Source organism: Stenotrophomonas sp. 1L-E-5-B-C3 (assembly GCF_057292075.1).
Map to the genome: position 1 here is coordinate 84,221 of NZ_JBXAWS010000008.1, position 23,295 is coordinate 107,515.

19 protein-coding genes are annotated in these 23,295 nt (G+C 66.9%); 6 read left to right on the forward strand and 13 right to left on the reverse strand.

All coding sequences use genetic code 11. From position 1 onward, the window contains the following. The first annotated feature begins 51 nt into the window (after positions 1 to 51). Both waaA and AC0Z6F_RS12280 read left to right on the forward strand, forming a co-directional pair. On the forward strand, positions 52 to 1,350 hold the full coding sequence (gene waaA / locus AC0Z6F_RS12275; RefSeq protein ID WP_012512050.1) for a lipid IV(A) 3-deoxy-D-manno-octulosonic acid transferase: 1,299 nt from the start codon (positions 52 to 54) through the stop codon (positions 1,348 to 1,350). 213 nt (positions 1,351 to 1,563) lie between these two features. After that, the gene (locus AC0Z6F_RS12280; protein ID WP_012512049.1) at positions 1,564 to 2,814 is read left to right on the forward strand and encodes a hypothetical protein; all 1,251 of its coding nucleotides are present in this window, start codon (positions 1,564 to 1,566) and stop codon (positions 2,812 to 2,814) included. Between the two features lie 100 nt (positions 2,815 to 2,914). Here the strand turns inward: AC0Z6F_RS12280 and AC0Z6F_RS12285 are convergent, their stop codons facing one another. The 3 genes from AC0Z6F_RS12285 to AC0Z6F_RS12295 form a co-directional block, all read right to left on the reverse strand. Then, entirely contained in the window at positions 2,915 to 4,273 is a 1,359-nt protein-coding gene (locus AC0Z6F_RS12285; RefSeq protein WP_012512048.1) for a TolC family outer membrane protein, read from the reverse strand. Between the two features lie 16 nt (positions 4,274 to 4,289). Then, entirely contained in the window at positions 4,290 to 4,937 is a 648-nt protein-coding gene (locus tag AC0Z6F_RS12290; protein ID WP_006390984.1) for a protein-L-isoaspartate O-methyltransferase family protein, read from the reverse strand. Positions 4,938 to 5,073: 136 nt separating this feature from the next. Continuing rightward, positions 5,074 to 5,754, reverse strand: coding sequence for a TetR/AcrR family transcriptional regulator (locus AC0Z6F_RS12295; protein WP_006390982.1), 681 nt, complete (start codon positions 5,752 to 5,754; stop codon positions 5,074 to 5,076). Positions 5,755 to 5,877: 123 nt separating this feature from the next. Here AC0Z6F_RS12295 and AC0Z6F_RS12300 point away from each other — a divergent pair, with 123 nt between their 5' ends. Beyond that, positions 5,878 to 7,017: an efflux RND transporter periplasmic adaptor subunit gene (locus tag AC0Z6F_RS12300; RefSeq protein ID WP_485616925.1), complete on the forward strand. Its 1,140-nt coding sequence runs from the start codon at positions 5,878 to 5,880 to the stop codon at positions 7,015 to 7,017. 3 nt (positions 7,018 to 7,020) lie between these two features. Next, positions 7,021 to 10,182 carry an efflux RND transporter permease subunit gene (locus AC0Z6F_RS12305; protein WP_065724728.1) on the forward strand — a complete coding sequence of 1,054 codons (3,162 nt, stop codon included), beginning with the start codon at positions 7,021 to 7,023 and terminating at the stop codon, positions 10,180 to 10,182. 214 nt (positions 10,183 to 10,396) lie between these two features. Here AC0Z6F_RS12305 and AC0Z6F_RS12310 read toward each other — a convergent pair whose 3' ends face one another. Beyond that, complete coding sequence (locus AC0Z6F_RS12310; RefSeq protein ID WP_485616926.1) at positions 10,397 to 11,302, reverse strand: LysR family transcriptional regulator; 906 nt, start codon at positions 11,300 to 11,302, stop codon at positions 10,397 to 10,399. Between the two features lie 115 nt (positions 11,303 to 11,417). Here AC0Z6F_RS12310 and AC0Z6F_RS12315 point away from each other — a divergent pair, with 115 nt between their 5' ends. Together AC0Z6F_RS12315 and AC0Z6F_RS12320 are read left to right on the forward strand one after the other, a co-directional pair. Next, complete coding sequence (locus AC0Z6F_RS12315) at positions 11,418 to 12,191, forward strand: SDR family oxidoreductase (RefSeq protein WP_100435221.1); 774 nt, start codon at positions 11,418 to 11,420, stop codon at positions 12,189 to 12,191. Between the two features lie 95 nt (positions 12,192 to 12,286). Beyond that, the gene (locus AC0Z6F_RS12320) at positions 12,287 to 13,426 is read left to right on the forward strand and encodes a hypothetical protein (protein WP_157804790.1); all 1,140 of its coding nucleotides are present in this window, start codon (positions 12,287 to 12,289) and stop codon (positions 13,424 to 13,426) included. Positions 13,427 to 13,525: 99 nt separating this feature from the next. On the opposite strand, the gene leuB is transcribed toward AC0Z6F_RS12320, so the two are convergent. The 9 genes from leuB to ilvC all read right to left on the reverse strand — a co-directional run bounded on the left by leuB (position 13,526) and on the right by ilvC (position 23,173). After that, positions 13,526 to 14,587, reverse strand: a complete 1,062-nt coding sequence (leuB, locus tag AC0Z6F_RS12325) for a 3-isopropylmalate dehydrogenase (protein WP_100435219.1) — start codon at positions 14,585 to 14,587, stop codon at positions 13,526 to 13,528. Further along, entirely contained in the window at positions 14,577 to 15,155 is a 579-nt protein-coding gene (gene leuD / locus AC0Z6F_RS12330; protein WP_485616928.1) for a 3-isopropylmalate dehydratase small subunit, read from the reverse strand. Before leuD ends, leuB begins: the two co-directional genes overlap by 11 nt. Then, entirely contained in the window at positions 15,155 to 16,573 is a 1,419-nt protein-coding gene (gene leuC, locus AC0Z6F_RS12335) for a 3-isopropylmalate dehydratase large subunit (RefSeq protein ID WP_006390725.1), read from the reverse strand. Before leuC ends, leuD begins: the two co-directional genes overlap by 1 nt. A 60-nt stretch (positions 16,574 to 16,633) precedes the next feature. Next, entirely contained in the window at positions 16,634 to 17,407 is a 774-nt protein-coding gene (locus AC0Z6F_RS12340) for a class I SAM-dependent methyltransferase (protein ID WP_006390723.1), read from the reverse strand. A gap of 10 nt (positions 17,408 to 17,417) precedes the next feature. Beyond that, positions 17,418 to 19,004 (reverse strand): 2-isopropylmalate synthase, encoded by a 1,587-nt coding sequence (locus AC0Z6F_RS12345; protein ID WP_100435218.1) that lies wholly within the window; start codon positions 19,002 to 19,004, stop codon positions 17,418 to 17,420. Further along, entirely contained in the window at positions 19,001 to 20,092 is a 1,092-nt protein-coding gene (locus AC0Z6F_RS12350; RefSeq protein WP_197584985.1) for a threonine dehydratase, read from the reverse strand. Before AC0Z6F_RS12350 ends, AC0Z6F_RS12345 begins: the two co-directional genes overlap by 4 nt. A 96-nt stretch (positions 20,093 to 20,188) precedes the next feature. Beyond that, on the reverse strand, positions 20,189 to 20,440 hold the full coding sequence (locus AC0Z6F_RS12355) for an ACT domain-containing protein (protein WP_012512039.1): 252 nt from the start codon (positions 20,438 to 20,440) through the stop codon (positions 20,189 to 20,191). Beyond that, positions 20,424 to 22,160: an acetolactate synthase 2 catalytic subunit gene (gene ilvG / locus AC0Z6F_RS12360; protein WP_485616929.1), complete on the reverse strand. Its 1,737-nt coding sequence runs from the start codon at positions 22,158 to 22,160 to the stop codon at positions 20,424 to 20,426. Before ilvG ends, AC0Z6F_RS12355 begins: the two co-directional genes overlap by 17 nt. A gap of 38 nt (positions 22,161 to 22,198) precedes the next feature. Then, positions 22,199 to 23,173, reverse strand: coding sequence for a ketol-acid reductoisomerase (gene ilvC / locus AC0Z6F_RS12365; protein ID WP_006390600.1), 975 nt, complete (start codon positions 23,171 to 23,173; stop codon positions 22,199 to 22,201). Positions 23,174 to 23,295 lie beyond the last annotated feature (122 nt).

Here is a 23,295-nt window from a genome sequence, read left to right on the forward strand (position 1 = left end):
CTACCAACCCGGCTGCGTGTCTTTCCCGGGGGGCTCCCGTATCCTTGCCGCATGCGTAAAGACCCTGTCGAATGGATCCTGCGCGGCCTGTACTCGGCCGTGCTCTACATCCTGCTGCCGATCACCGTGTACCACCTGGTCTGGCGCGGTTTCCGGGTCCGTGAATACTTCCGGCGCTGGGACGAGCGTTATGCCTCGTATCCGCAGCCGACCGGCCAGCCGCGGGTCTGGCTGCACGCGGTCTCGGTGGGCGAGGTCAATGCCGCCGCGCCGCTGGTGAATGCCCTGCGCCAGCAGCGTCCGGACATCCGCTGGGTCATCACCACCATCACCCCGACCGGTTCGGAGCGCGTGCGCGCGCTGTGGGGAGACGCGCTGGACCACGTCTACCTGCCGTACGACGTACCGGGCAGCGTAAACCGCTTCCTCGGCCATTTCCAGCCCAGCCTGGCACTGATCCTGGAAACCGAGCTGTGGCCGAACATGCTGTTCGGCTGCCGCGACCGCCGCATCCCGGTCTATATCCTCAACGCCCGCCTGTCCGCGCGCTCGTTGCGAGGCTACCGCTTGCTGGCCGCACTGATCCGCCGCGCGCTGCGCACCGTCACCTGCGTTGCCGCACAGTCGCAGGACGATGCCGAGCGCTTCGTGCAGCTGGGTGCCGTGCCGGAACAGGTGCAGGCGCTGGGCAATCTGAAGTTCGATATCGCCACGCCGGACGTACAGGGCTTTGTCGAACAGTTCCATGCGCGGGTTGCGGCCGGGCGCCCGGTGTGGATCGCGGCCAGCACCCATGACGGCGAAGAACAGGCGGTGATCGACCTGCACCGACGCCTGCGCCAGCAGCACCCCGGCCTGTTGCTGCTGTGGGCGCCACGGCATCCCGAGCGCTTCCCGAAGGTGGAGGCGCTGGCGCGCGAACAGGGCTGGAACGTGGCGACCCGTCGCGCGAAGCAGTGGCCCGATGCCGATACCGATGTGTTCGTCATCGACACCCTGGGCGAGCTGATGCCGTTCTATGCCTGCGCACAGGTCGCGTTCGTCGGCGGCAGCCTGCAGCCGATCGGCGGCCACAATCTGCTGGAACCAGCGGCGATGGGCACCGCAGCGGTAACCGGTCCGCACCTGCACAACTTCGCCGAGATCTCGCGACGCATGCGCGAGGCCGGTGCGTTGCTGATCGGCGAGGACGTGCAGGCGGTCGGTGATCTGCTGCTGCATCTGCTCGACAGCGCGCAGGCGCGCGAAGACATGGCGCGTGCAGGGTGCACGTTGGTCAGCAACGGTCGCGGCGCATTGCAGCGCACGCTGGCGCTGGTTGCGCCGCACCTGCCGCCGCCTCGTCGCTAGGGTTGTGCCTACGCCCGCGGTCTCGCTGTCGCGAACGACTGCATCAATTCTGCTTAGCGGCCAGATTCCTGTCGTCGCCGGACCGTTTGCGTAGAAGGCAGCGTGCCTGCGATCACATCGCGGCATAGATCGCACGGAATCTGATACCGCCTCTTGGCGTGGGCTGCCAGCCTGCGGTCGCCCGCATGTGGGCGCATATCAAGAGGACTTGCGATGGATGGCGACAGCAGCAGGGATGGCGTCGGCGGACTGCATCCCGGGAAGGAACATCTGGCGGTGGTTGCGCTGACGCTGCTGCTGGGAGGAAATGTGGTGGCGCGGGTCGGCCAGTACACCGCTGTCCAGGCCGGTCCAGCCATCGTGCTCAGTCTGCTGCTGGCCGCGTTGGCTGCCGGACTGGTGCTGTGCTGCGTGCAGGTCGTGCGCCAGCAATGGCCAGGCGTGGATGGCCTGCACGGGCTGCTGGTTGCAAGCTGGGGCAGGGGCCTCGCCGGCTTGCTGGGCGCCGTACTGCTGCTGGAACTGGTGGCGACGGCAGCAGGCGTCGCGCAGTCCGCTGCCCTGCATCTACATGCGGTGCTGGCCAGCCGCGGCATCAGCGCGGACAGCTGGCTGCCGGGCCCGTTGCTGGCGGCAGCAGGCCTGCTGCTGTTGGGAATGTTCGCGGTGTTGCCGCCGCGGCGTGCCGCACTGCTGGTCTGCGCACTGCTGACGGTGAAGATCGGTATCGGCGTGCTGTTGCTGGCGCTGGCGGCGCGGCATGTGCACTACGCCCATTGGATTCCGTGGTTGCCAGAGGCAACCGCGCCCTATCACTTCGGGCTGGGCGGCGTACTTGCCGCGAGCGTGTCGTTGCTGGGCGTGTTTGCCAGCGCAGGGCTGGCGCTGGGCTTTCCCGGCCTGCGCCTGCGAACGGTATCGCAGCAATTCAGGGTGCTGGCAGCGATGGTGTTGCTGGCCATGCTGCTGTTGATCCTGCTGGCTGCGCTGCAGGCGGGGCTGGTCGCATTCCCGGCGCTGGCCAGCCCGCGTCCGTTGTCGGTGGCACTGCAAGGCCATCCCGAACTGCAGTGGCTGCTGCCGCTGCTGCCTTTGGCCGGCATGGCCGGATTGGCGGCGCTGCTACTGGTGCTGGTGTTGCTGGCCGCACATCTGGCAATGGGGATGTGGTCCGTGGCATGCAAAGAGAAGCATGGGCCCAGGAAAACGCTGGCGACCGTGGTCGTTGTTCTGCTCTCGGCCTTGTTGGCGCTATGCGTGCCGATGGGGTGGCTGCCGGTGCTGCCTGGCCCGGCCGCCCTGCTGGTGACGGCAGCGCTGTGCCTTGGGGCACTGCGCACGCGGGAATGCGTGGAGGTGTCGCACGGCTCACGATGGTCGTTGACGATGCCGGTGCTGGCGCCCTTGGCGGCGGCACTGTGCCTGCTGTCGGCGGTGCTGCAGCTGCGCGCATGGCCCGGCTGATGCGCGGCAGTTCTGCGTCATGCGTGATTGCGTGCGCATGCGGCGTCCACAAAAAAGCCACCCTCGTGGGTGGCTTCTTCGTTGCCGGCAGGACGACGACTCAGTTCGTGGTCGTTGCCGGGTTGCCTGCGTCCTGGGTCAGCAGACGGTTGACGTCCTGCAGCTCGGCCACGTCCAGCGCGCCCAGCGACTGGCTCAGCAGCAGGCGGTTCTGCAGGAAGGTGTAGCGGGCCTGTGCATAATCCAGCTGCGCCGAGAACAGGATGCGCTGGTTCTGGATCACGTCCAGCACGGTACGGGTACCGACTTCCAGGCCGACCTGCGACGCGTCGTACGCGCTCTGCGCCGAGACCACCGCCAGGCGGCGGGCTTCCACTTCGCTGATGCCCTGCACCAGGGTCTGGTAGGCATTGCGGGTGTTGCGGTCCAGGGCGCGCTTCTGCTGCTCGTAGCCGTCCTGGGCGATGTCGCGCTGGGCCAGCGCCTGGCGCACGCCGGACTGGGTGGCACCACCGGCGAAGATCGGCACGCTCAGGGTCAGCCCGATGCTGTTGGTGCGTGCATCCGGCGACAACGAGCCTGCACCGGTGCTGTCACCCCAGGTCGCGCTCTTGCCCCAGCTGCCGCCCAGCGACAGGGTCGGGTAGTGGCCACCACGTGCGGCCTGCACGCCGGCCTCGGCAGCGCTGACCTTCAGTTCCTGTGCCTTCAGTGCCGGATTCCCGGTGGTGGCCTGGTGCACCAGCTCATCGATGTTGCCGCGGTTGGCCGGCACTTCCGGGCGGAAGTCCGCCGGCAGGCCGCGCAGGTTGACCACCGGCTGGCCGGTCAGTTCGGTCAGCGCCTGGTAGTTATCGGCCAGGGTGTTCTGCGCAACGATGCTGTTGGCACGTGCCTGGTCGTACTGGGCACGTGCTTCGTGCACGTCGGTGATCGGCGCCAGGCCCACTTCCAGGCGCTTGTCGGCGAAGTCGAACTGCTTCTTCGCGGCCGCTTCATTGGTCTGCGCGGCGTTCAGCGATTCGATCGCCACCAGCACGTTGAAGTAGGCCGCCGAGGTGCGCACGATCAGGCTGTCGTTGGCCGAATCCAGGGTGAAATCCGCCGCCTTGCTCAGTTCGCGCTGCGAACGCAGGTTGTTGATCTGGGTCCAGTTGAACAGCGTCTGGCTGCCCTCGACCGTGTAATTGCGGCGCCTGCTGGAGACCGTGCCGGAGTTGGCATCGGCATTGGCCTCCGAACGCGAACGGTTGAGCGTGGCCTGGCCGGTGAGCTGCGGCAGCAGGGCGGCACGTGCCTGCACGGCGCCTTCCTTGTCGACCAGCCGGGTCGATTCGGCGGCGGACAGCTGCGGATCGCCGTTGCGCGCCATTTCATAGACCTGCAGCAGGTCGGCGGCATGGGCGGACAACGGCAGCAGGGCAGTGGCCAGCGCAACAGCGAGGGATCGGCGGATCATTGCGGCTTCCTTGGACTCAGAGGTGGAACTGGGGTGCCGGGGCGGCACCACGCAGGTAATCGATATCGGTCTCGAACAGGGACTCGCTGCTGCCGTCGGCCTTGACCAGCAGGGCCTCCATTGCCGGCGAACGGCCATGGATCACGAACAGGCGACCACCCGGACGCAGCCACGATGCGAACTGTGACGGCACCACGTCGACGGCACCAGTGACACAGATCACGTCAAAGCGGCGTTCGGTCTGCCAGGCCAGGGCGTCGGCCACTTCCACGCGGACGTTGGTGCCCAGGCCGGAAGCATCCAGGCGCGCACGTGCGGCGGCAGCCAGCTCCGGGTCGATCTCCAGGCTCAGCACGTCGCGCGCCAGCGCGCCGATGCAGGCCGACAGGAAGCCGCTGCCGGTGCCGATTTCCAGCACTTCGTCACCCGGCTGCAGGTCCAGTGCCTGCAGGGTACGGCCCTCGATGACCGGCTTCATCATCTTCTGGCCATGGCCGATCGGCAGTTCAACATCGGCGTAGGCCAGCGCCCGGTGCGCGTCGGCGACGAAGGCCTCGCGCGGCAGGCGGGCCAGGACGTCGAGCACCTTGATGTCCAGCACGTCCCAGGGACGGATCTGCTGTTCCACCATCAGTTCGCGGGCGTGGGCGTAATCAATCGTCATGAGGTTCAAATCCAGCGCAGTGGGCCGGCCATTTTACCGGTGCCGGAGGCCGGCGGCGCGCCCAGAGCATCAGCTGCCGGGTGGCCGGGGTCGCAGTGCCGGAAGTCATCGCGACCTCCGGTTCGTTCAGTTTTGGTTATCCGGCCGTCCCGGGCCCTCTTGGCGCGTAGGCGCGCAGGAAGAAGTCGATGCTGGCGGTCACGTGGGTGAGAGGGTCGCATTCCACCGGTGACAGTGGCATGCCGCACATCATATGCATGTGCACTTCGCCCTTGACCAGGGTCAGGAACTGCTGGCCAGCCAGGTAATAGTCGGGGATGTCCAGTTCGCCGCGCGCGCCGCGCGCGCGCAGGAAGTCGGCCAGGGCCTCGCAGGTGCGCTCCGGGCCGGCCTGCCAGAACAGCTCGCGCAGGCGCTCATCGGTTTCCGGCGCCATCATCATGCGCTGGATGGAGATCGCCGCGTCGGAGGTGATCAACTCGAAGAAGGCCAGGCCGATGCCGATCAGCTGGTCGCGCAACGGTCCGTCCGCGTCGGCCACGAACAGCGCGTCAGGCAGCATTTCAATGCATTTTGACTGCACGGCCTCGGAGAACAGGGTCTCCTTGTCGCCGAAGTGGCTGTACACGGTCAGCTTCGAGACGCCGGCCTGAGCGGCGATGGTGTCCATGCTCACGCCGGTATAGCCCTGTTCGATGAACAGTGCCTTGGCTGCTTCAAGGATCGCCGCGCGCTTGCCGAGGTCCTTGGGGCGCCCGGGTCCGGCGGCCTTGGCAGCGGGCTTGGCCGACGGCTTGCGGGAAGTGGGAGAACTCATCACGACAATACTAGACCAAGCGGTTCGATATTTATACTATACCGACTGGTTCACTAATGTCCGTGTCGCAACAGTATGTTGCCGACGCGTTCCCCCGGATCCCCTTTTCAGGTCTTGTACCTCATGAAGAACATGCGTTGGTTGGGTGTTGGCGTGCTGGCGGTGGTGGTGGCAGCCTGTGGCAGGCAGGCCGCCGAACCGGTGGCGGCCATTCCGGTGCTGGTGGTGCATCCCACCACGCAGGACGGACAGGCGCCGGCGGCCTACCCTGGTGAGGTACGCGCCCGCCAGGAGAGCCCGCTGTCGTTCCGGGTCGGCGGCAACCTGATCAAGCGTCATGTCGACGCCGGGCAGCGCGTGAAGAAGGGCCAGCTGCTGGCCGAGCTGGACGTGGCCGACTACGCCTCGCAGGCAGCCGCCTCGCAGGCGCAGCTGGCGGCGGCGGAAGCCGACCTGGTGCGCGCCCGCGATGACCAGAAGCGCTACGCCAAGCTGGCCGAGGACCAACTGGTCAGCCGCTCGGCGCTGGACCAGCAGACCGCTGCGTTCAAGGCCGCGCAGGGCCAGGCCAATGCCGCCCGCGCCAACCTGGCGGTGGCCCGCAACCAGGCCGAGTACGCGCAGCTGCGCGCGCCGGCCGACGGCGTGATCGCCAGCCGCCAGGCCGAAGCCGGGCAGGTGGTCAGTGCCGGGCAGACGGTGTTCACCCTGGCCGCAGACGGTGGCCGCGAAGTGCTGATCGCGCTGCCGGAAAGCAACATCCGTGATTACAGGGTCGGGCAGCCGGTGCAGGTGGAACTGTGGAACCGCCCGGGCCAGCTGCTGCCGGGCACCCTGCGCGAGATCGCGCCGGCCGCCGATGCGCAGGCACGCACCTATGCCACGCGGGTCAGCCTGGCGCCGGAAGCCTTGAGCGAAGTCGAACTGGGCCAGAGCGCGCGGGTGTTCGCCGCCGCTGGCCGCAATGGCACCCTGCAGCTTCCGCTCGGCTCGGTGCTGCGCGGCAGTGATGGCAAGGCCAGTGTGTGGGTGGTCAATCCGTCCAATGGTGCGTTGAAGGCCACCCCGGTGACGGTCGGTGCCTATGGTGCGCAGGCGGTGCCGGTGCTGTCCGGCGTGGCCGCGGGTGACTGGGTGGTGGCTGCCGGTGGCCATCTGCTGCGCGAAGGCAAGGTGGTGACGCCGGTCGACCGCCAGAATCGTCCGGTGCTGGCACCGGCGGCCACGCCGGCCGCTGCGCCGGCCGCAGGCAAGGGGCACTGATCCGTGCGCCGCTTCAACCTCTCCGAATGGGCGCTGGGCAATCGCCCGCTGGTGCTGTTTGCGATGCTGGCCTTCGCCGTCATCGGCGCCTGGTCCTACAAGCACCTGGGCCAGTCTGAAGATCCACCCTTCACCTTCAAGGCGATGGTGGTACGCACGATGTGGCCTGGCGCCACTGCCGAGCAGGTCTCGCGGCAGGTGACCGAGCCGATCGAGAAGGCGCTGATGAACACCGGCGAGTACGAGTTCATCCGCTCGTACTCGCGCCCGGGCGAGTCGCAGGTGATCTTCATGGCCCGCGACAGCCTGCGTTCCAAGCAGATTCCTGACCTGTGGTACCAGGTGCGCAAGCGCGTGGGTGACATCAAGGCGACGCTGCCGCGCGAGATCGTCGGGCCGTTCTACAACGATGAGTTCGGCGATACCTTCGGCAACATCTATGCGCTGACCGGCGAAGGCTTCGATTACGCGGTGATGCGCGATTACGCCGACCGTATCCAGCTGGAACTGCAGCGCGTGCCTGACGTCGGCAAGATCGACCTGGTCGGCCTGCAGGACGAGAAGGTCTGGATCGAACTGTCCAACACCAAGCTGGCCACGCTGGGCGTGTCGCTGCAGCAGGTGCAGCAGGCGTTGGCCGACCAGAACGCGGTGACCGCCACCAGCTTCTTCGAGACCCCGACCGACCGCGTGCAGCTGCGCGTGACCGGCCAGTTCGATTCGATCGAGGACATCCGCAAGTTCCCGATCCAGGCGGGCGAGCGGACCCTGCACCTGGGCGACATCGCCGAGGTGAAGCGTGGCTTTGCCGATCCGGCCTCGCCGAAGATGCGCTTCATGGGCCAGGATGCGATCGGCCTGGCGGTGGCGATGAAGGAGGGCGGCGACATCCTGAAACTCGGTGCCACCCTGGATGCCGAGTTCGAGCGCCTGCAGAAGACCCTGCCGGCCGGCATGCAGCTGCGCAAGGTGTCCGACCAGCCACACGCAGTGGAAGAGTCGGTGGGTGAGTTCGTGCAGGTGCTGACCGAAGCAGTGGTGATCGTGCTGCTGGTCAGCTTCTTCTCGCTGGGCCTGCGCACCGGTCTGGTGGTGGGCGTGACCATTCCACTGGTGCTGGCGATGACCTTCTTCGTCATGCACTACTTCGACATCGGCCTGCACAAGATCTCGCTGGGCGCGCTGGTGCTGGCGCTGGGCCTGCTGGTGGACGATGCGATCATCGCGGTGGAAATGATGGCCACCAAGATGGAGCAGGGCTACGACCGCCTGCGTGCCGCCAGTTTTGCATGGGAATCGACCGCGTTCCCGATGCTGACCGGTACGCTGATCACCGCGGCCGGCTTCCTGCCCATCGCAACGGCGGCCTCGAGCACCGGTGAGTACACCCGTTCGCTGTTCCAGGTGGTGACCATCGCCCTGGTAGTGTCCTGGATCGCAGCGGTGCTGTTCATTCCGTACCTGGGCGACAAGATGCTGCCGGACCTGTTCAATCCGCAGCTGCCCAAGCCGGATAGTCTTGCCGGCCGCTGGCGCGCCAAGCGCCTGCAGTGGGCTGACCGCCACCCGGCGCTCGCGCGCTGGATCGCGCCGAAGGAGCATGCGCACGACCATGATCCGTACCAGCGGCCGTTCTACACCCGCTTCCGGGGTTTCCTGGATACCTGCCTGCGCCATCGCTGGTGGGTGATCGGTGCGACCATCGCGCTGTTCATCGGCTCGCTGATGCTGTTCCGCTTCGTGCCGCAGCAGTTCTTCCCCGATTCCACCCGCCCTGAGCTGATGGTGGACATCGAACTGGCCGAAGGCGCATCGCTGGCCGCCACCCAGGCGCAGGCCAGCAAGCTGGAAAAGCTGCTGAAGCAGCGCGAGGGCATCAGCAACTACGTGGCCTACGTCGGCACCGGTTCGCCGCGCTTCTACCTGCCGCTGGACCAGCAGCTGCCGGCGACCAACTTCGCCCAGTTCGTGGTGCTCACCGAAGACGCCAAGGCCCGCGAGGCGACCCGCGACTGGATGCTGAAGGACGTGATCAAGCAGTTCCCGGACGTGCAGATGCGCGTGACCCGGCTTGAGAACGGCCCGCCGGTCGGCTACCCGGTACAGATGCGCGTATCCGGCGAGCACATCGCACAGGTGCAGGCGATCGCGCGCCAGGTCGAGGCCAAGGTGCGGGAGAACCCGCACGTGATGAACGTCAATCTGGACTGGAGCGAGCCGAGCAAAGTGGTGCGGCTGGTGATCGACCAGGACCGTGCACGCGCGCTGGGCGTCAGCAGCGCGCAGGTCAGCCAGTTCCTCAGCAGTTCGTTGTCTGGCATGAGCGTGAGCACCTATCGCGAAGGCAACCGCCAGATCGAGATGCTGCTGCGTGGGCCGGACAACGAGCGCGCGCAGCTGGACCTGATCGGCAGCCTGGCAATGCCCACCAGCAGTGGCACGGCAGTGACGCTGTCGCAGGTCGCGCGGCTGGAATACGCCTTCGAGGACGGCATCATCTGGCACCGCAACCGCCTGCCGACGGTGACCGTGCGTGCCGACATCAGCGACGGCATGCAGGCGCTGGACGTGGTGCAGCAGATCGTACCGACGCTGGACGGCATCCGTGCCGAACTGCCTAGTGGCTACCTGCTGGAAACCGGCGGCTCGGTGGAGGATTCGGCCCGTGGGCAGAACTCGATCAAGGCCGGCATGCCGTTGTTCCTGATCGTGGTGGCCACGCTGCTGATGCTGCAGCTGCGTAGTTTCTCGCGAGCGGCGATGGTGCTGGTGACCGCGCCGCTGGGCATCATTGGCGCTACGTTGTTCCTGCTGCTGTTCCGCGCGCCGTTCGGCTTCGTGGCGCTGCTGGGCACGATCGCGCTGGCGGGCATGATCATGCGCAACTCGGTGATCCTGATCGACCAGATCCAGCAGGATATCGATGCCGGGCATGACCGCTGGCATTCGATCATCGATGCCACGGTGCGCCGTTTCCGTCCGATCGTGCTGACTGCGCTGGCGGCCGTGCTGGCGATGATTCCGCTGTCGCGCAGTGCGTTCTATGGCTCGATGGCGATCTCGATCATGGGTGGCCTGATCGTGGGCACCGTGCTGACCCTGGTGTTCCTGCCGGCGTTGTACGCGGCATGGTTCCGGGTCAAGCCGGACGAATCCGGGGCGTGATGCCCCGGGTTCTTCGGCCGGGGTCGGATCCCTTTCCAGCTGGGAAAGGGCTCTGACCCCATCCACGATGTGCACATCCACGCATGGCGTGGATTGATCTGCTCGCGGGATCTGCTTTCTGTAGAGCCGAGCCATGCTCGGCTGCTCTTCGCGCGATGATGGGATGAGTCGAGCATGGCTCGACTCTACAGAAGCATCCACACATGGCGTGGATCTACTGCAGCTGCAGGTCGGTGCGCAGCAATGGCAGCAGCCATTCGATGAACACCTGCACGCGTTGCGCACGATGCTGCCGATGCGGTTGCAGCAACGTCACCGGCAACGGTTGCGCCACGTACTGCGGCATCACTTCCACCAGTGCGCCGGCGTGCAGTTCCGCCTGCACGTCGTAACGCGGGATCTGCAGCAGCCCCAGCCCCGCCACGCAACAGGCAATCGACGCCTCGGCGCTGTTCACCCGTACCCAGCCGGGCATCGGCTGCGTGCGCAGCTGGCTGCCGTCCTGCCATTCCCACGGTTCCACCCGCGCCGTTGTTGGTGAGGCATAGTTCACCGCGCGGTGCTGCGGCAGATCCGCGGGATGCTGCGGCACTCCGTGCTCACGCAGGTAACTGGGCGCAGCAACGTTGACGAAGTCGAGCTGGCCCAGCGTGCGTGCCACCAGGCTGGAGTCACCCAGGTGGCCAACCCGCAGCACGGCATCGCAGCCGTCTTCGATCAGGTTCACCGCGCGATCGGTCATGCCCAGGTCCAGTTCCACCTGCGGGTAGCGCGCAAAGAAATCCGGCAGGGCAGGGGCGATGATGCGTCGGCCGATGCGGCTGGGTACGTCGATCTTCAGCAGGCCAATCGGTTGCGCGTCATCCTGGCGGAACAGCGATTCGGCGTCTTCAACCTCGGCGATCAGGCGCAGGCAGCGGGCATGGAACACGTCCCCATCATGGGTGGTGGACACCCGACGGGTCGATCGCTGCAGCAGGCGGGTGCCGAGCCGCTGCTCCAGTTCGGCGATGGCCGCCGATACCGAGGAGCGGGGCAGGCCGAGCTGATCGGCGGCGCGGGTGAAGCTGGCGCTCTCCACCACCCGGGTGAAGATACGGAAGCGGTCGATCCGGTCCATTGTTCGCTGACTCTGGAAAGTTAAGTCAATGTAGCGGGCTTTATCCGGATTTTCTGCACGATATCGTCATCAGGGCAGGCTGCCATCCCGGGCAGCCCCTCCCCGAGACCAAGCCATGACTGACCATTCCCTCAAGGGCAAGACCGTGCTGATCGCTGGCGGTGCCAAGAACCTGGGCGGGCTGCTGGCCCGCGACTTTGCCAGCCAGGGCGCCAAGGCCATCGTCATCCACTACAACAGTGCCGCCACCCAGGCTGATGCGGAAGCAACGGTCGCCGCCGTGCAGGCCGCTGGCAGCAAGGCGGTGGCGCTGCAGGGCGACCTGACTTCGGCCGCAGCGATGGAGCGCTTGTTCGCCGATGCCGTGGCTGCAGTCGGCCGGCCGGACATCGCCATCAATACCGTCGGCAAAGTGCTGAAGAAGCCGATGCTGGAGATCAGCGAAGCCGAGTACGACGAGATGAGCGCGGTCAATGCGAAGTCCGCGTTCTTCTTCCTCAAGGAAGCCGGTCGAAACGTCAATGACGGCGGTCGCATCTGCACCCTGGTCACCTCGTTGCTGGGCGCGTTCACGCCGTTCTATTCCAGTTATGCCGGCACCAAGGCGCCAGTGGAGCATTTCACCCGTGCGGCGTCGAAGGAATTCGGTGAGCGCGGTATCTCGGTGACGGCGATCGGCCCCGGTCCGATGGACACGCCGTTCTTCTATCCGGCCGAGAGTGCCGATGCGCAGGCGTACCACAAGACCGCGGCGGCGCTGTCGCCTTTCACCCGTACCGGCCTGACCGACATCGCCGACATCGTGCCGTGGATCCGCTTCCTGGTCACCGATGGCTGGTGGATGACCGGGCAGACCATCCTGGTCAATGGTGGGTACACCACAAAGTAGAGAAGCGCTGCGCCATGCGCGTAATGCTGTTCAGTTCGTGCAGTAGATCCACGCCGCGCATGGTGTGTGCTGGCTTCCAATACGCTCATCCACGCATGGCATGGATCTACTGTTGGTCCCCAACCATCGACAGGTTGGCAACGTTTTTTCCTGTCTCAAGTGGACAGAATCAGGGCGTCCACGGGCACAATAGCCGCAGTTCCAAGGCCGGAGTGCCTGCCATGTTCTTCCGCACGACCTGTGCCTCGGCGCTGCTGCTGGTTGCCAGCAGCGGTGTTGCCGATGCGCAACCGACAGATGACGATGCCCTGCGATTCCAGCTCGATCTACAGGACGTACTTGAGTGCAGCGCGAGTGCGGAGGTCCAGCAGGCCGTCGTCAACCGCTTGCGCGAGGCTCGCTATGCCGACGCTTCCGAACGACCGCATTATCTGCGCGACTGGCGATTCGAGCAGACGGACGAGGATGACGATCATCGGATGACCGTCGTCACGCCGCCGCAGTCGGTGACCGCCCATGGCCTGGACGCGCCGCAGCTGTTCGCCGACAGGTTCGGGTTCTCGGTTGCGCTGGACCCTGCGCAGCGCGAGCGCATCGTCGCTGCATACGGGCTGCAGCTGCAGTCGAGCACGCTGCACGAGCCGTTCGAGCTATGGTCGACGCCCACCACATCGATCATCGTACGCAGCGCGCGCGACAGCTACCGACTGGGCTGCAAACCTTTCACGAAAGATGGCAAGGCAGCCGTACGTCAGGTGCCGGCTGTTGACGTCCAGGACCTGCAGGATGCCATTCACTGCCGCGCCGACGAAGGCAGCATGCGCCGGTTGCAGGCGTTCTGGCAGCGGCTTTCCGAACAGCCGCAGTTCGAATGGCCGCAGGATGTCCGTTCGGTCAACGAGGTGAACTACACCGTCGACGATGAAGAGCTGCATCTGCTGCTGATCGGTTTGCAGACGCCCGTCCAAGCGTACGGCGTTTCCACGCACACGATCGCGCTGGCGTTCGGTGGTTTCTTTGGCGCGGATCTCGATGGCACTGCGGTGGCGCCAGTGCTTGCCCAGGCCGGCATGGATACCTCGCACGCGGTGGGCAAGGATGCCTGGCGGCGCTTGTTGCCACCGGTTGCTTTCAGCGGTGGTAGTTGGATCCCGCAACACATCGTGATGCGCACCGACGAAGGCCGCGTTGTTGCCGGTTGCGCCAGCGACTACGAGCGCGGTCCTTCGCGCTGAGTTGATCTCTTGCTGGGCAGCCCGCAGCAGGCCGGGTAGGGCTCGGCGTTACCGACGGACAGGCAATGGGTGCCGGATATGCTCCGGCACCCGCGTGGCTCATGCCAGCTTGGTCAGTACCGCGTCGGTCGCCTGCTTGGTGCTCACGGCCGAACCCTTCGCGGTCAGGTCTGCGGTGAACACGCCATCGTCCAGCACCGCATGCACGGCCGCTTCCACCGCGGCGGCTTCTGCTTCCAGCCCCAGCGAATGGCGCAGCAGCATCGCTGCACTGAAGATCGTTGCGTAGGGATTGGCGATGCCCTTGCCGGCGATGTCCGGCGCCGAACCATGGATCGGCTCGTAGATGCCGACCGCACCGGGCTCGCCCAGCGAGGCCGACGGCAGCAGGCCCAGCGAGCCGGCCAGCATCGAGGCTTCGTCGGTGAGGATGTCGCCGAACATGTTCTCGGTCACGATCACGTCGTACTCGCGCGGCTTTGCCAGCAGGTGCATCGCCATCGAATCGACCAGCTGGTGCTCCAGGGCAACGTCCGGGAACTCCTCGCGGCCGATGCGTGCAGCCACGTCACGCCACAGGCGCGAGGTTTCCAGCACGTTGGCTTTGTCCACCGAGGTGACCTTGCCGCGGCGCTGCTGCGCCAGGCGGAACGCACTGCGCAGCACGCGCTCGATCTCGGCCACGGTGTAGCGGCACAGGTCGCTGGCACTGTCGGCGTCGCGTGTCTTGTCGCCGAAGTAGATGCCGCCGGTCAGTTCGCGCACCACCACGAAGTCCACGCCCTGCAGCAGCTCGGCCTTGATCGGCGAGGCGTGCAGCGCGGCTTCATGAGTGCGCACCGGGCGCAGGTTGGCGTACAGGCCCAGCGCCTTGCGGATCGCCAGCAGGCCCTGTTCCGGGCGCACCTTGGCATTCGGATCGGACCACTTCGGGCCACCCACCGCGCCCAGCAGCACCGCGTTGGCAGCCTGGCAGGCGGTGAGGGTGGCGGCCGGCAGCGGCTCGCCATGGCGATCGATGGCGATGCCACCGATGTCGTGCTCGCTGAAGGTGAAGCTGTGGTTGAAGCGTTCGGCGACGGCGTTCAGGACGGCAACCGCAGCGGCGGCCACTTCCGGGCCGATGCCATCACCGGGGAGTACAACGATCTCAGCGTGCATGCTCACTCTCGTAACGTTCGATTTCAGGGACACGGCCCAACAGATACCCCAACTGGTCGACGCCTTCCAGCAGGCAGGTCTGCGAGAAGCCATCCAGCGGGAAGGAATAGACGCGACCGTCAGGCGTCCGCAGCTCGCGCGCGGCGACGTCGATGGTCAGTTCATCGTCCGGGCGCTGCATCAGCGCCTGCACGTCGGCCTCGTCCAGCACGATCGGCAGCAGACCGTTCTTCAGCGAGTTGCCACGGAAAATGTCGGCGATCTCGCTGCTGACAATGGCACGCAGGCCGAGGTCGGTCAGCACCCACGGTGCATGCTCGCGCGAGGAACCGCAGCCGAAGTTGCGGCCCGCCAGCAGGATGCTGCGGCCGGCGTTGTGCGGCTGGTTGAAGGCGAAGTCGGCCACCGGGGAACCGTCGGCCTGCCAGCGCCAGTCATTGAACGCGTTGCGGCCGAGGCCGGCGCGCTCGGTGGTGGACAGGAACCGCGCCGGAATGATCTGGTCGGTGTCGATGTTGGTCTGCGCCAGCACCACGCTGGACGAGGTCAGGGTACGGAAACCGGCCATCAGGCCACCTCCTGCGCGAACAGTTCGCGGGTATCGGCAACGTGCCCGTTCACCGCGGCCCACGCCGCACTCATCGGCGAAGCCAGCAGCGTGCGTGAACCGGGCCCCTGGCGGCCTTCGAAGTTGCGGTTGCTGGTGCTCACGGCCAGTTGGCCGGGGGCGACCAGATCACCGTTCATGGCGATGCACATCGAGCAGCCCGGTTCGCGCCATTCGGCACCGGCGGCACGCACGATCTCGTGGATGCCTTCGGCCTCGGCCTCGCGCTTGACGATCTCCGAGCCCGGCACCACCAGCATGCGCACGCGCTCAGCGACGCGACGACCACGCAGCACCTGCGCCACTTCACGCATGTCGCTCAGGCGGCCGTTGGTGCACGAGCCGACGAACACCACGTCCACCGGCGTGCCGGCCAGCGCCTTGCCGGCCTCGAAGTGCATGTAGTCCAGGCCCTTCTGTGCGGCCGCATCGTTGGCCGCCGGAATCGGCGTATCCACCGCAATGGCGGTGCCGGGATGGGTGCCCCAGGTCAGCGTCGGGCGGATATCGGCGGCGTCGATGTGCACTTCGCTGTCGAAGCGTGCGCCTTCATCGCTGCGCAGCTGCTGCCAGCGCGCGACGGCGGCATCGAAGTCGGCGCCCTTGGGGCCGCGCGGAGTGGCGGCGACGAAATCGAACGTCACCTGGTCCGGCGCGACCATGCCGGCGCGCGCGCCCGCCTCGATCGACATGTTGCACAGGGTCATGCGCTGTTCCATGTCCATCGCTTCGATGGTGCTGCCACGGAATTCGATCACGTGGCCGGTGCCGCCGTTGACGCCGATCACGCCGATGATGTGCAGGACCACGTCCTTGGCACCAACGCCGGGTGCCAGAGCGCCATCGACGCTGATCGCCAGGGTCTTCGCCTTGCGCTGCAGCAGGCACTGGGTGGCCAGTACGTGGCCGACTTCACTGGTGCCGATGCCGAAGGCCAGCGAACCGAATGCACCGTGGGTGGAGGTGTGGCTGTCACCACAGACGATGGTCATGCCCGGCTGGGTGAAACCCTGCTCAGGGGCGATCACGTGGACGATGCCGCGATTGTCCGAGGCCATGTCGAACAGTTCGATGCCATGTTCGGCGCAGTTGCGTGCGAGCGTGGCGACCTGGGCTTCGGAGGCGGCACTGGCATAGGGCAGCTTGCCGTCGGCACCGGCAGGCAGGGTCGGGGTGGAGTGGTCCATCGTCGCCTTGGTGCGATCCGGTCGACGCGGCGCCAGGCCGCGCTCGCGCAGCTCGGTGAACGCCTGCGGCGAGGTCACTTCATGGATCAGGTGCAGGTCGATATACAGCACGGCAGGCGCGCTGTCGGTTTCGGGAACCACCACGTGGGCGTCCCACAGTTTGTCGTACAGGGTGCGGGGTGCGGAAGTCATGCGTTTGCCTGGCAGGAGTACGAAGTTGCGGACATCGGAAAAGATAACGAATGGATCATGTCAGCGGCGGCGGGCAAGTACCCGCAGCCGCACGTAGTCGGCCAGCGGCTGGCCGGCGGCGTTGCGCGGCAGCTCACCCAGCAATGCGGTGGCGGCCTCGCGCACGGTGGCGCGTGCCTCCGTCGTCAGGTCGTCCAGCAGTGGTGCGGCGAACACCCGCAGCCAGCCGGCCACGCCGGTGGGCAGCGCGGTCGGGCGCGGCGTGCATTCGATCAGCTGCACCTGGAAGCCATGCTGGCGCAGGCGGTCGGCGTAGGCGTCGGCAGTAGGGAAGTACCACTGGAATGCGCTGGCGCCGTGGCCATGGGCCACGCGTGCGGCCTGCACCGCGGCAATGATCGTGGCCACGTTGCCATGGCCGCCGAACTCGGCAACGAAGCGGCCGCCCGGGCGCAGTGCGCGGCGGACGCCTTCCATCACCCGGTCGGGATTGCTCATCCAATGCAGTGCCGCGTTGCTGAAAACCGCATCGAACTCACTGTCGAACGACAGCGCGTGGCCGTCCATCACCTGCGCATCGACGCCGCGTGCACGTGCGGCGATCACCAGCTCCGGCGAAGCATCGACACCGTGGATGCGCGCACCGCTGAGCGCCAACTCAGTGCTGAGCACGCCGTCGCCACAGCCCAGGTCGAGGATGCGTTCACCGGCGCGCGGGTCGAGCAGGCGCGATACCGCGCCGCCGAGCAGCGGCACGAAGCCGGCGTCGATTGCATAGTCCTGGGCGTTCCAGTGCTGCCCTGCGGGCAGTGCCGTGGTGTCGAAGGCGCTCATCTCAGGTTCCTCAGGCAGTAGCGGGGGCGGGTGCTTCAGTGGTGCTGGCAGCGTTTGCCTGGCGCTGGCGCAGCAGGCGGTTGGCCACATCCAGCCAGGCCAGCGCGGAGGCTTCGATGATGTCCTTGCTGGTGCCGGTGCCGTCGTACTCCACGCCCTCGTGGCGTACGCTCAGATTGGCTTCGCCGCGCGCATCGGCGCCGATGCCGACGCTGTGCACGTGGTAGCTGTCCAGCATCAGCTGCACGCCGGTAGCGGCCGACAGTGCGCCGAACAGTGCATCGACCGGGCCATCGCCCTGCGCGGTCTCGGCCACGCGGTTGCCGTCCGGGTCGGACAGCTCAACCAGCGCGTTGGCGCGGCTGCCGACGTCGCTGATGGTCATCGAGGCCAGGCGATAGCCCTGCGCATTCGAGCCACCCTGCATCAGCGTCTGCAGGTCGGCATCGGTGACCACGCGCTGCTGTTCGCACAGGCCCTTGAACTGCTCGAATACCAGCTTCAGCTCGTCCTCTTCCAGCCAGAAGCCCAGTGCACGCAGGCGTGCTTCGACGGCGGCGCGGCCACTGTGGCGGCCCAGCACCATCTGCGAGTCCTCCCAGCCCACGTCTTCCGGACGCATGATTTCGTAGGTGCCGCGATGGCGCAGCATGCCGTGCTGGTGGATGCCCGATTCGTGGGCGAAGGCATTGGCACCGACAATCGCCTTGTTGCGCTGTACCGGCATGCCGACCAGGCGCTGCAGCAGCTGCGAGGTGCCGACGATGCGCGGGGTGTTGATCGAACTGTCCTGCTCGTAGAAGGCCTGGCGCACCTTCAGCACCATCGCGATCTCTTCCAGCGAGCAGTTGCCGGCGCGCTCGCCGATGCCGTTGACGGTGCATTCGACCTGGCGGGCGCCACCTTCGATGGCGGCCAGCGAGTTGGCTACGGCCAGGCCCAGGTCGTTGTGGCAGTGCGCGCTGAAGATCACGTTGGCCGCGTTCGGCACATCGGCCACGCCGGCAATCACCTGCTGGAACATCGCGCGGATCTCTTCCGGCGTGGTGAAGCCCACGGTATCGGGCAGGTTGATGGTGGTGGCGCCGGCGGAGATCGCCGTGCGCGAAACTTCGATCAGGTAGTCCAGCTCGGTGCGGGTGGCATCCTCGGCCGAGAACTCGACATCGTCGATATAGGACCGGGCCAGCGATACGTGCTTGCGTACCGACTCCAGTACCTGCTCGCGGGTCATCCGCAGCTTGTGCTCGCGGTGCAGCGGGCTGGTCGACAGGAACACGTGCAGGCGCGGGTTGGCAGCGGCCTCCAGCGCACGTGCGGAGGTTTCGATGTCGGCCTGCAGGCAGCGCGACAGCACCGCCAGGCTCAGGCTCGGGCGGCGCAGCTCGCGACCGATCAGGGCCATCGCATCGCGGTCGGACTGCGAGCTGGCCGGGAAGCCGGTCTCGATGATGTCCACGCCCAGTTCGTCCAGCGCACGCGCCATCACCAGCTTCTGCGGCGGGCTCATGCTGCAGCCGGGGGACTGCTCGCCGTCACGCAGGGTGGTGTCGAAGATGCGGATGCGCGGGGTGGTAATTCGTTCGATGGTGGTCACAGGGAAATCTCCTCGACAGCGGGCGTGACGGCTTGCAGGGGGGAAGGGGAAGAGGTGGGGGAGGCGGTGGCGCTGGCCTTGCTGGGCGAGCGTGGGGATTCGCTGCGCCGTCGCCGCGGTTTGCGCGGTGGGCGAGGGCGGATGTCGGTGAGCAGGCCGGCCAGGACACCGGCATCGATGTTGCCGCCGGAGACCACCGCGCATTTGCGGCGGCCGGCAACGCGTCGACCGGCCGCCAGTGCCAGTGCGCCGGCGCCTTCGGCGATGATGTGTTCTTCCAGTGCCAGGCGGACCAGGGTCTCCCGCAGCTCGGCCTCGCGCACGATCACCACGTCGTCCAGCAGCGAAGTGCACAGGCGGCGGGTCAGGAAGCCGGGGATCTTCACCCGCACGCCGTCGGCCAGCGAGGCAACGGGGGCGATCTCGCGCACGTCGCCGCGGATCGCGCGGGCCATCGAATCGACGCCTTCCACCTGCGCGCCCACCACGCGGACGCCCTGCGATTTCAGTGCCAACGCGACGCCGGAGGCCAGGCCGCCGCCGCCGATCGGCACGATCACCACGTCCGGCGCGTGTGCGGCCAGCTCGATGCCGACCGTGCCCTGGCCGGCGATCACATCGGCATCGTCGAACGCGGACAGGAAGCGGTAGCCGTGGCGCTGCGCCAGTTCAACCGCGAACGCGTAGGCCTCGTCATAGCTGTTGCCATGCTGGCGCACGGTCGCGCCCCAGTGGGCGACGCCGGCGATCTTGGTGGCCGGCGCGCCGTGCGGCATCACGGTGATGGCCGGTACGTCCAGGCGGTAGGCGGCCCAGGCCACGCCCTGGGCATGGTTGCCGGCCGAGGCGCAGATCACCGGCCGGGTGTCGCCGCGCTCGCGCCCGGCCAGCAGCGCGTTCAATGCACCGCGTACCTTGTAGGAACCGGTGCGTTGCAGGTTTTCCAGCTTCAGCCAGGTGCCGAAGCGCTCGGCATGGTGCAGCGGGGTGGGCGGCAGGAAGCGGCGCAGGCGGGCCTGCGCTGCCAGTACGTCGGCAACGCTTACGTCGCCGACATCGCTTTCCTGGTTGGTGTCAGCGGCCGGCATGGACCACCAACGGGGGGCAGGCGACCACCGCGCACGGGCACGGGCGGCGAAGAAGACGCCTCCGTACCGGCACCGTGTTGGAAACGGTACGGGTGTTCATGCGGATACTCCTTCCAGTGCGGTCATCTGCACCGATACGCAGTCGTAGATCTTTTCCATCTGCCGGCACAGCGTTTCCGCCGGGCGCTGGCCATCCACCACCAGCTGCAGGTGCCAGCGACCATCATCGGCGGCCACCGGCGCACCGCTGATCGCGCACGGCGCGAAGCCGCGACGCTCGGCCATGCCGATCACGCGCAGCAGCGCGCCTTCGGCGGGGTGCAGCACCAGGTCAAGCCGGTATTGCATTGGGGATCTCCTGGCGGGCATGGGCGGGGTTGCTTTCCAGCATCGTGCTGTTGGCAGTGTTCGGCGGCACCAGCGGCCACACATTGGCGCGTGCATCAATGGCCACGTGCAGCAGCGCCGGGCCCGGTTCGGCCAGCAGCGCGGCCAGCCCACCTTCGACGTCGTCGCGTGCATCGATGCGGGTCGCGGCGATGCCAAATACCTTGGCCAGTGCCACGAAGTCCGGGTTGTCGGACAGGTCGATCTCGCTGTAGCGCTCGGCGAAGAACAGTTCCTGCCACTGCCGCACCATGCCCAGCGAACTGTTGTCCAGCAGCACGATCTTCACCGGCAGGCGGCAGCGGGCAATGGTCGCCAGCTCCTGCACGTTCATCATGAAGCTGCCGTCGCCGGACACCAGCACCACGGTGCGCTCGGGACAGGCGAACTGAGCACCCATCGCCGCTGGCAGGCCGAAGCCCATGGTGCCCAGCGCGCCACTGGTCAGGTGGTTGCGCGGGTGGTTGAAGCGGCAATGCTGGGCCACCCACATCTGGTGCTGTCCAACGTCACAGGCGATCACCGCATCGGCCGGGGCCAGTTCGCTCAACCGCTTCAGCATGGCGGGCGCATAGATGTGCTGGCCCGGCGCGTCGTAGCGTGCGGCGAAACGTTCGCGGTGCTGCGCGCATCGCTTGCGCCACGCGTCCTGATGGGCCTTGGGGGAGGGGAAGGCCGCACGCAGGGCGCGGATGGCATGGCCGACATTGCCGGGCACGGCGACATCGGCGCTGCGCAGCTTGGAGATCTCGTAGGCGTCGGCGTCGATGTGGACGACGCGGGCGAACGGTGCGAACTCAGCCAGCTTGCCGGTGGCACGATCATCGAAGCGCGCACCCAGCACCAGCAGCAGGTCACTTTCCTGCACCGCCATGTTGGCCGCGCGGGTGCCGTGCATGCCCAGCATGCCCAGCGAGTGCGGGTGGTTGGCCGGCAGCGCGCCCAGTCCGCGCAGGGTCATCACGGTGGGGATGGCGCTGGCCTCGACGAAGTCACGCAGGTCCTGCACCGCATCGCCCAGCGCGATGCCACCACCGGCGTAGACCACCGGCTTTTCGGCCGCCGCCAGTGCGGCGATGGCTTCGGCGATGGCTGCTTCAGCGGGGGCCGGCGGCGGTTCGACGCTGCTCGGCACGTGCACCGGCAGATGACTGGCATCGGCCAGCTGCACGTCCTTGGGCAGGTCGATCAGCACCGGGCCGGGACGGCCCTCGCGGGCGATGCGGAAGGCATCGGCGACCACGCGCGGCAGGTCGTCGACGCTGCGCACCAGCCAGCTGTGCTTGACGATCGGCAGGGTCAGGCCGAACACATCCAGCTCCTGGAAGGCATCGGTGCCCAGCAGCGGGGTGGCGACCTGGCCGGTGATGCAGACCATCGGCACCGAATCCAGCATCGCGTCGGCGATGCCGGTGACCAGGTTGGAGGCGCCCGGGCCGGACGTGGCCACGCAGACGCCGACCTGGTTGCTGGCGCGGGCGAAGCCGTTGGCAGCCAGCGCCGCGCCCTGCTCATGACGTACCAGGATGTGCTTCAGCGACGAATCCACCAGCGCGTCGTAGAACGGCATGATGGTGCCGCCGGGATAACCGAACAGCGTACGGACGCCTTCGGCTTCCAGCGCCTGGGTCAGCCAGCGCGCGCCGTTGGCTGGCGCGCTGCGGTGTGTGGAAGAGTTCATGGGGGAACCTTGCAAAGCGGGTGGGGGAGGCCGCGTGGTTACGCGGCCTGTCCTTGCAACCAGACCATCTTGGCGCGCAGTTCCTTGCCTACCTTCTCGATCGGGTGCTCCAGGTCGGCCTGCTTGAACTTGTTGTAGTTCGGCAGGCCCGCTTCGTACTCGGCTACCCAGTTCTTGGTGAAGGTGCCGTCCTGGATGTCTTTCAGGACCTCCTTCATGCGCGCCTTGGTACCGGCGTCGATCACCCGCGGGCCACTGACGTAGTCGCCGTACTGCGCAGTCTCGGAGATGAACTCCAACATGCGCGAGATGCCGCCTTCATAGAACAGGTCGACGATCAGCTTCAGTTCGTGCAGCACTTCGTAGTAGGCGATTTCCGGCTGGTAACCGGCTTCCACCAGCGTCTCGAAACCGGCCTGCACCAGCGCCGAGGCACCGCCGCACAGCACCGCCTGTTCGCCGAACAGATCGGTCTCGGTCTCTTCCTTGAAGGTGGTCTGGATCAGGTTGGCGCGGGCGCCGCCCAGGCCACCGGCATAGGCCAGGGCATACTCGGCGGCCTTGCCGCTCTTGTCCTGGTAGACCGCCCAGATGCACGGCACGCCACGACCGATTTCGTACTCGCGGCGCACCAGTGCACCGGGGCCCTTGGGCGCGACCAGCACCACGTCCAGGTCCTCGCGCGGCTTGATCATGTCGAAATGCACATTCAGTCCGTGCGCGAACAGCAGCACCGCACCCTGCTTCATGTTCGGTGCCAGCACATCGTCGTAGAGCTTCTTCTGCACCATGTCCGGGGTCAGCACGGCGACCAGGTCGGCATCCTTCACCGCATCGGCCGGTGCTTTCACGGTGAAGCCGTCGGCCTGCGCCTTGACCTCGGTGGGGCCGCCCGGGCGCAGGCCTACCACCACATCGAAGCCGGATTCACGCAGGTTCAGCGCGTGCGCGCGGCCCTGGCTGCCGTAGCCGATGACAGCGATCTTGGTCTGGGGCAGGTCGTTGGTGCTCATGGGGGAGGTTCCTTGCGGTGGGAAGAAAAAAGAACGGCCGGTCGTCGAGGCGACGTGCCGGCCGGTCAGGGGAAAGCGGTGGAGGAGGCGCCGCGCATCGCACAGGCACAGCCACCACGAGG

What these genes read in the sequence shown, in the direction of transcription:
- waaA (WP_012512050.1), top strand. Translation starts at nt 52, where the DNA reads ATGCGTAAAGACCCTGTCGAATGGATCCTGCGCGGCCTGTACTCGGCC.
- AC0Z6F_RS12280 (WP_012512049.1), top strand. Translation starts at nt 1,564, where the DNA reads ATGGATGGCGACAGCAGCAGGGATGGCGTCGGCGGACTGCATCCCGGG.
- AC0Z6F_RS12285 (WP_012512048.1), bottom strand. Translation starts at nt 4,273, where the DNA reads ATGATCCGCCGATCCCTCGCTGTTGCGCTGGCCACTGCCCTGCTGCCG.
- AC0Z6F_RS12290 (WP_006390984.1), bottom strand. Translation starts at nt 4,937, where the DNA reads ATGACGATTGATTACGCCCACGCCCGCGAACTGATGGTGGAACAGCAG.
- AC0Z6F_RS12295 (WP_006390982.1), bottom strand. Translation starts at nt 5,754, where the DNA reads ATGAGTTCTCCCACTTCCCGCAAGCCGTCGGCCAAGCCCGCTGCCAAG.
- AC0Z6F_RS12300 (WP_485616925.1), top strand. Translation starts at nt 5,878, where the DNA reads ATGAAGAACATGCGTTGGTTGGGTGTTGGCGTGCTGGCGGTGGTGGTG.
- AC0Z6F_RS12310 (WP_485616926.1), bottom strand. Translation starts at nt 11,302, where the DNA reads ATGGACCGGATCGACCGCTTCCGTATCTTCACCCGGGTGGTGGAGAGC.
- AC0Z6F_RS12315 (WP_100435221.1), top strand. Translation starts at nt 11,418, where the DNA reads ATGACTGACCATTCCCTCAAGGGCAAGACCGTGCTGATCGCTGGCGGT.
- AC0Z6F_RS12320 (WP_157804790.1), top strand. Translation starts at nt 12,287, where the DNA reads ATGGCATGGATCTACTGTTGGTCCCCAACCATCGACAGGTTGGCAACG.
- leuB (WP_100435219.1), bottom strand. Translation starts at nt 14,587, where the DNA reads ATGCACGCTGAGATCGTTGTACTCCCCGGTGATGGCATCGGCCCGGAA.
- leuD (WP_485616928.1), bottom strand. Translation starts at nt 15,155, where the DNA reads ATGGCCGGTTTCCGTACCCTGACCTCGTCCAGCGTGGTGCTGGCGCAG.
- leuC (WP_006390725.1), bottom strand. Translation starts at nt 16,573, where the DNA reads ATGACTTCCGCACCCCGCACCCTGTACGACAAACTGTGGGACGCCCAC.
- AC0Z6F_RS12340 (WP_006390723.1), bottom strand. Translation starts at nt 17,407, where the DNA reads ATGAGCGCCTTCGACACCACGGCACTGCCCGCAGGGCAGCACTGGAAC.
- AC0Z6F_RS12350 (WP_197584985.1), bottom strand. Translation starts at nt 20,092, where the DNA reads ATGCCGGCCGCTGACACCAACCAGGAAAGCGATGTCGGCGACGTAAGC.
- AC0Z6F_RS12355 (WP_012512039.1), bottom strand. Translation starts at nt 20,440, where the DNA reads ATGCAATACCGGCTTGACCTGGTGCTGCACCCCGCCGAAGGCGCGCTG.
- ilvG (WP_485616929.1), bottom strand. Translation starts at nt 22,160, where the DNA reads ATGAACTCTTCCACACACCGCAGCGCGCCAGCCAACGGCGCGCGCTGG.
- ilvC (WP_006390600.1), bottom strand. Translation starts at nt 23,173, where the DNA reads ATGAGCACCAACGACCTGCCCCAGACCAAGATCGCTGTCATCGGCTAC.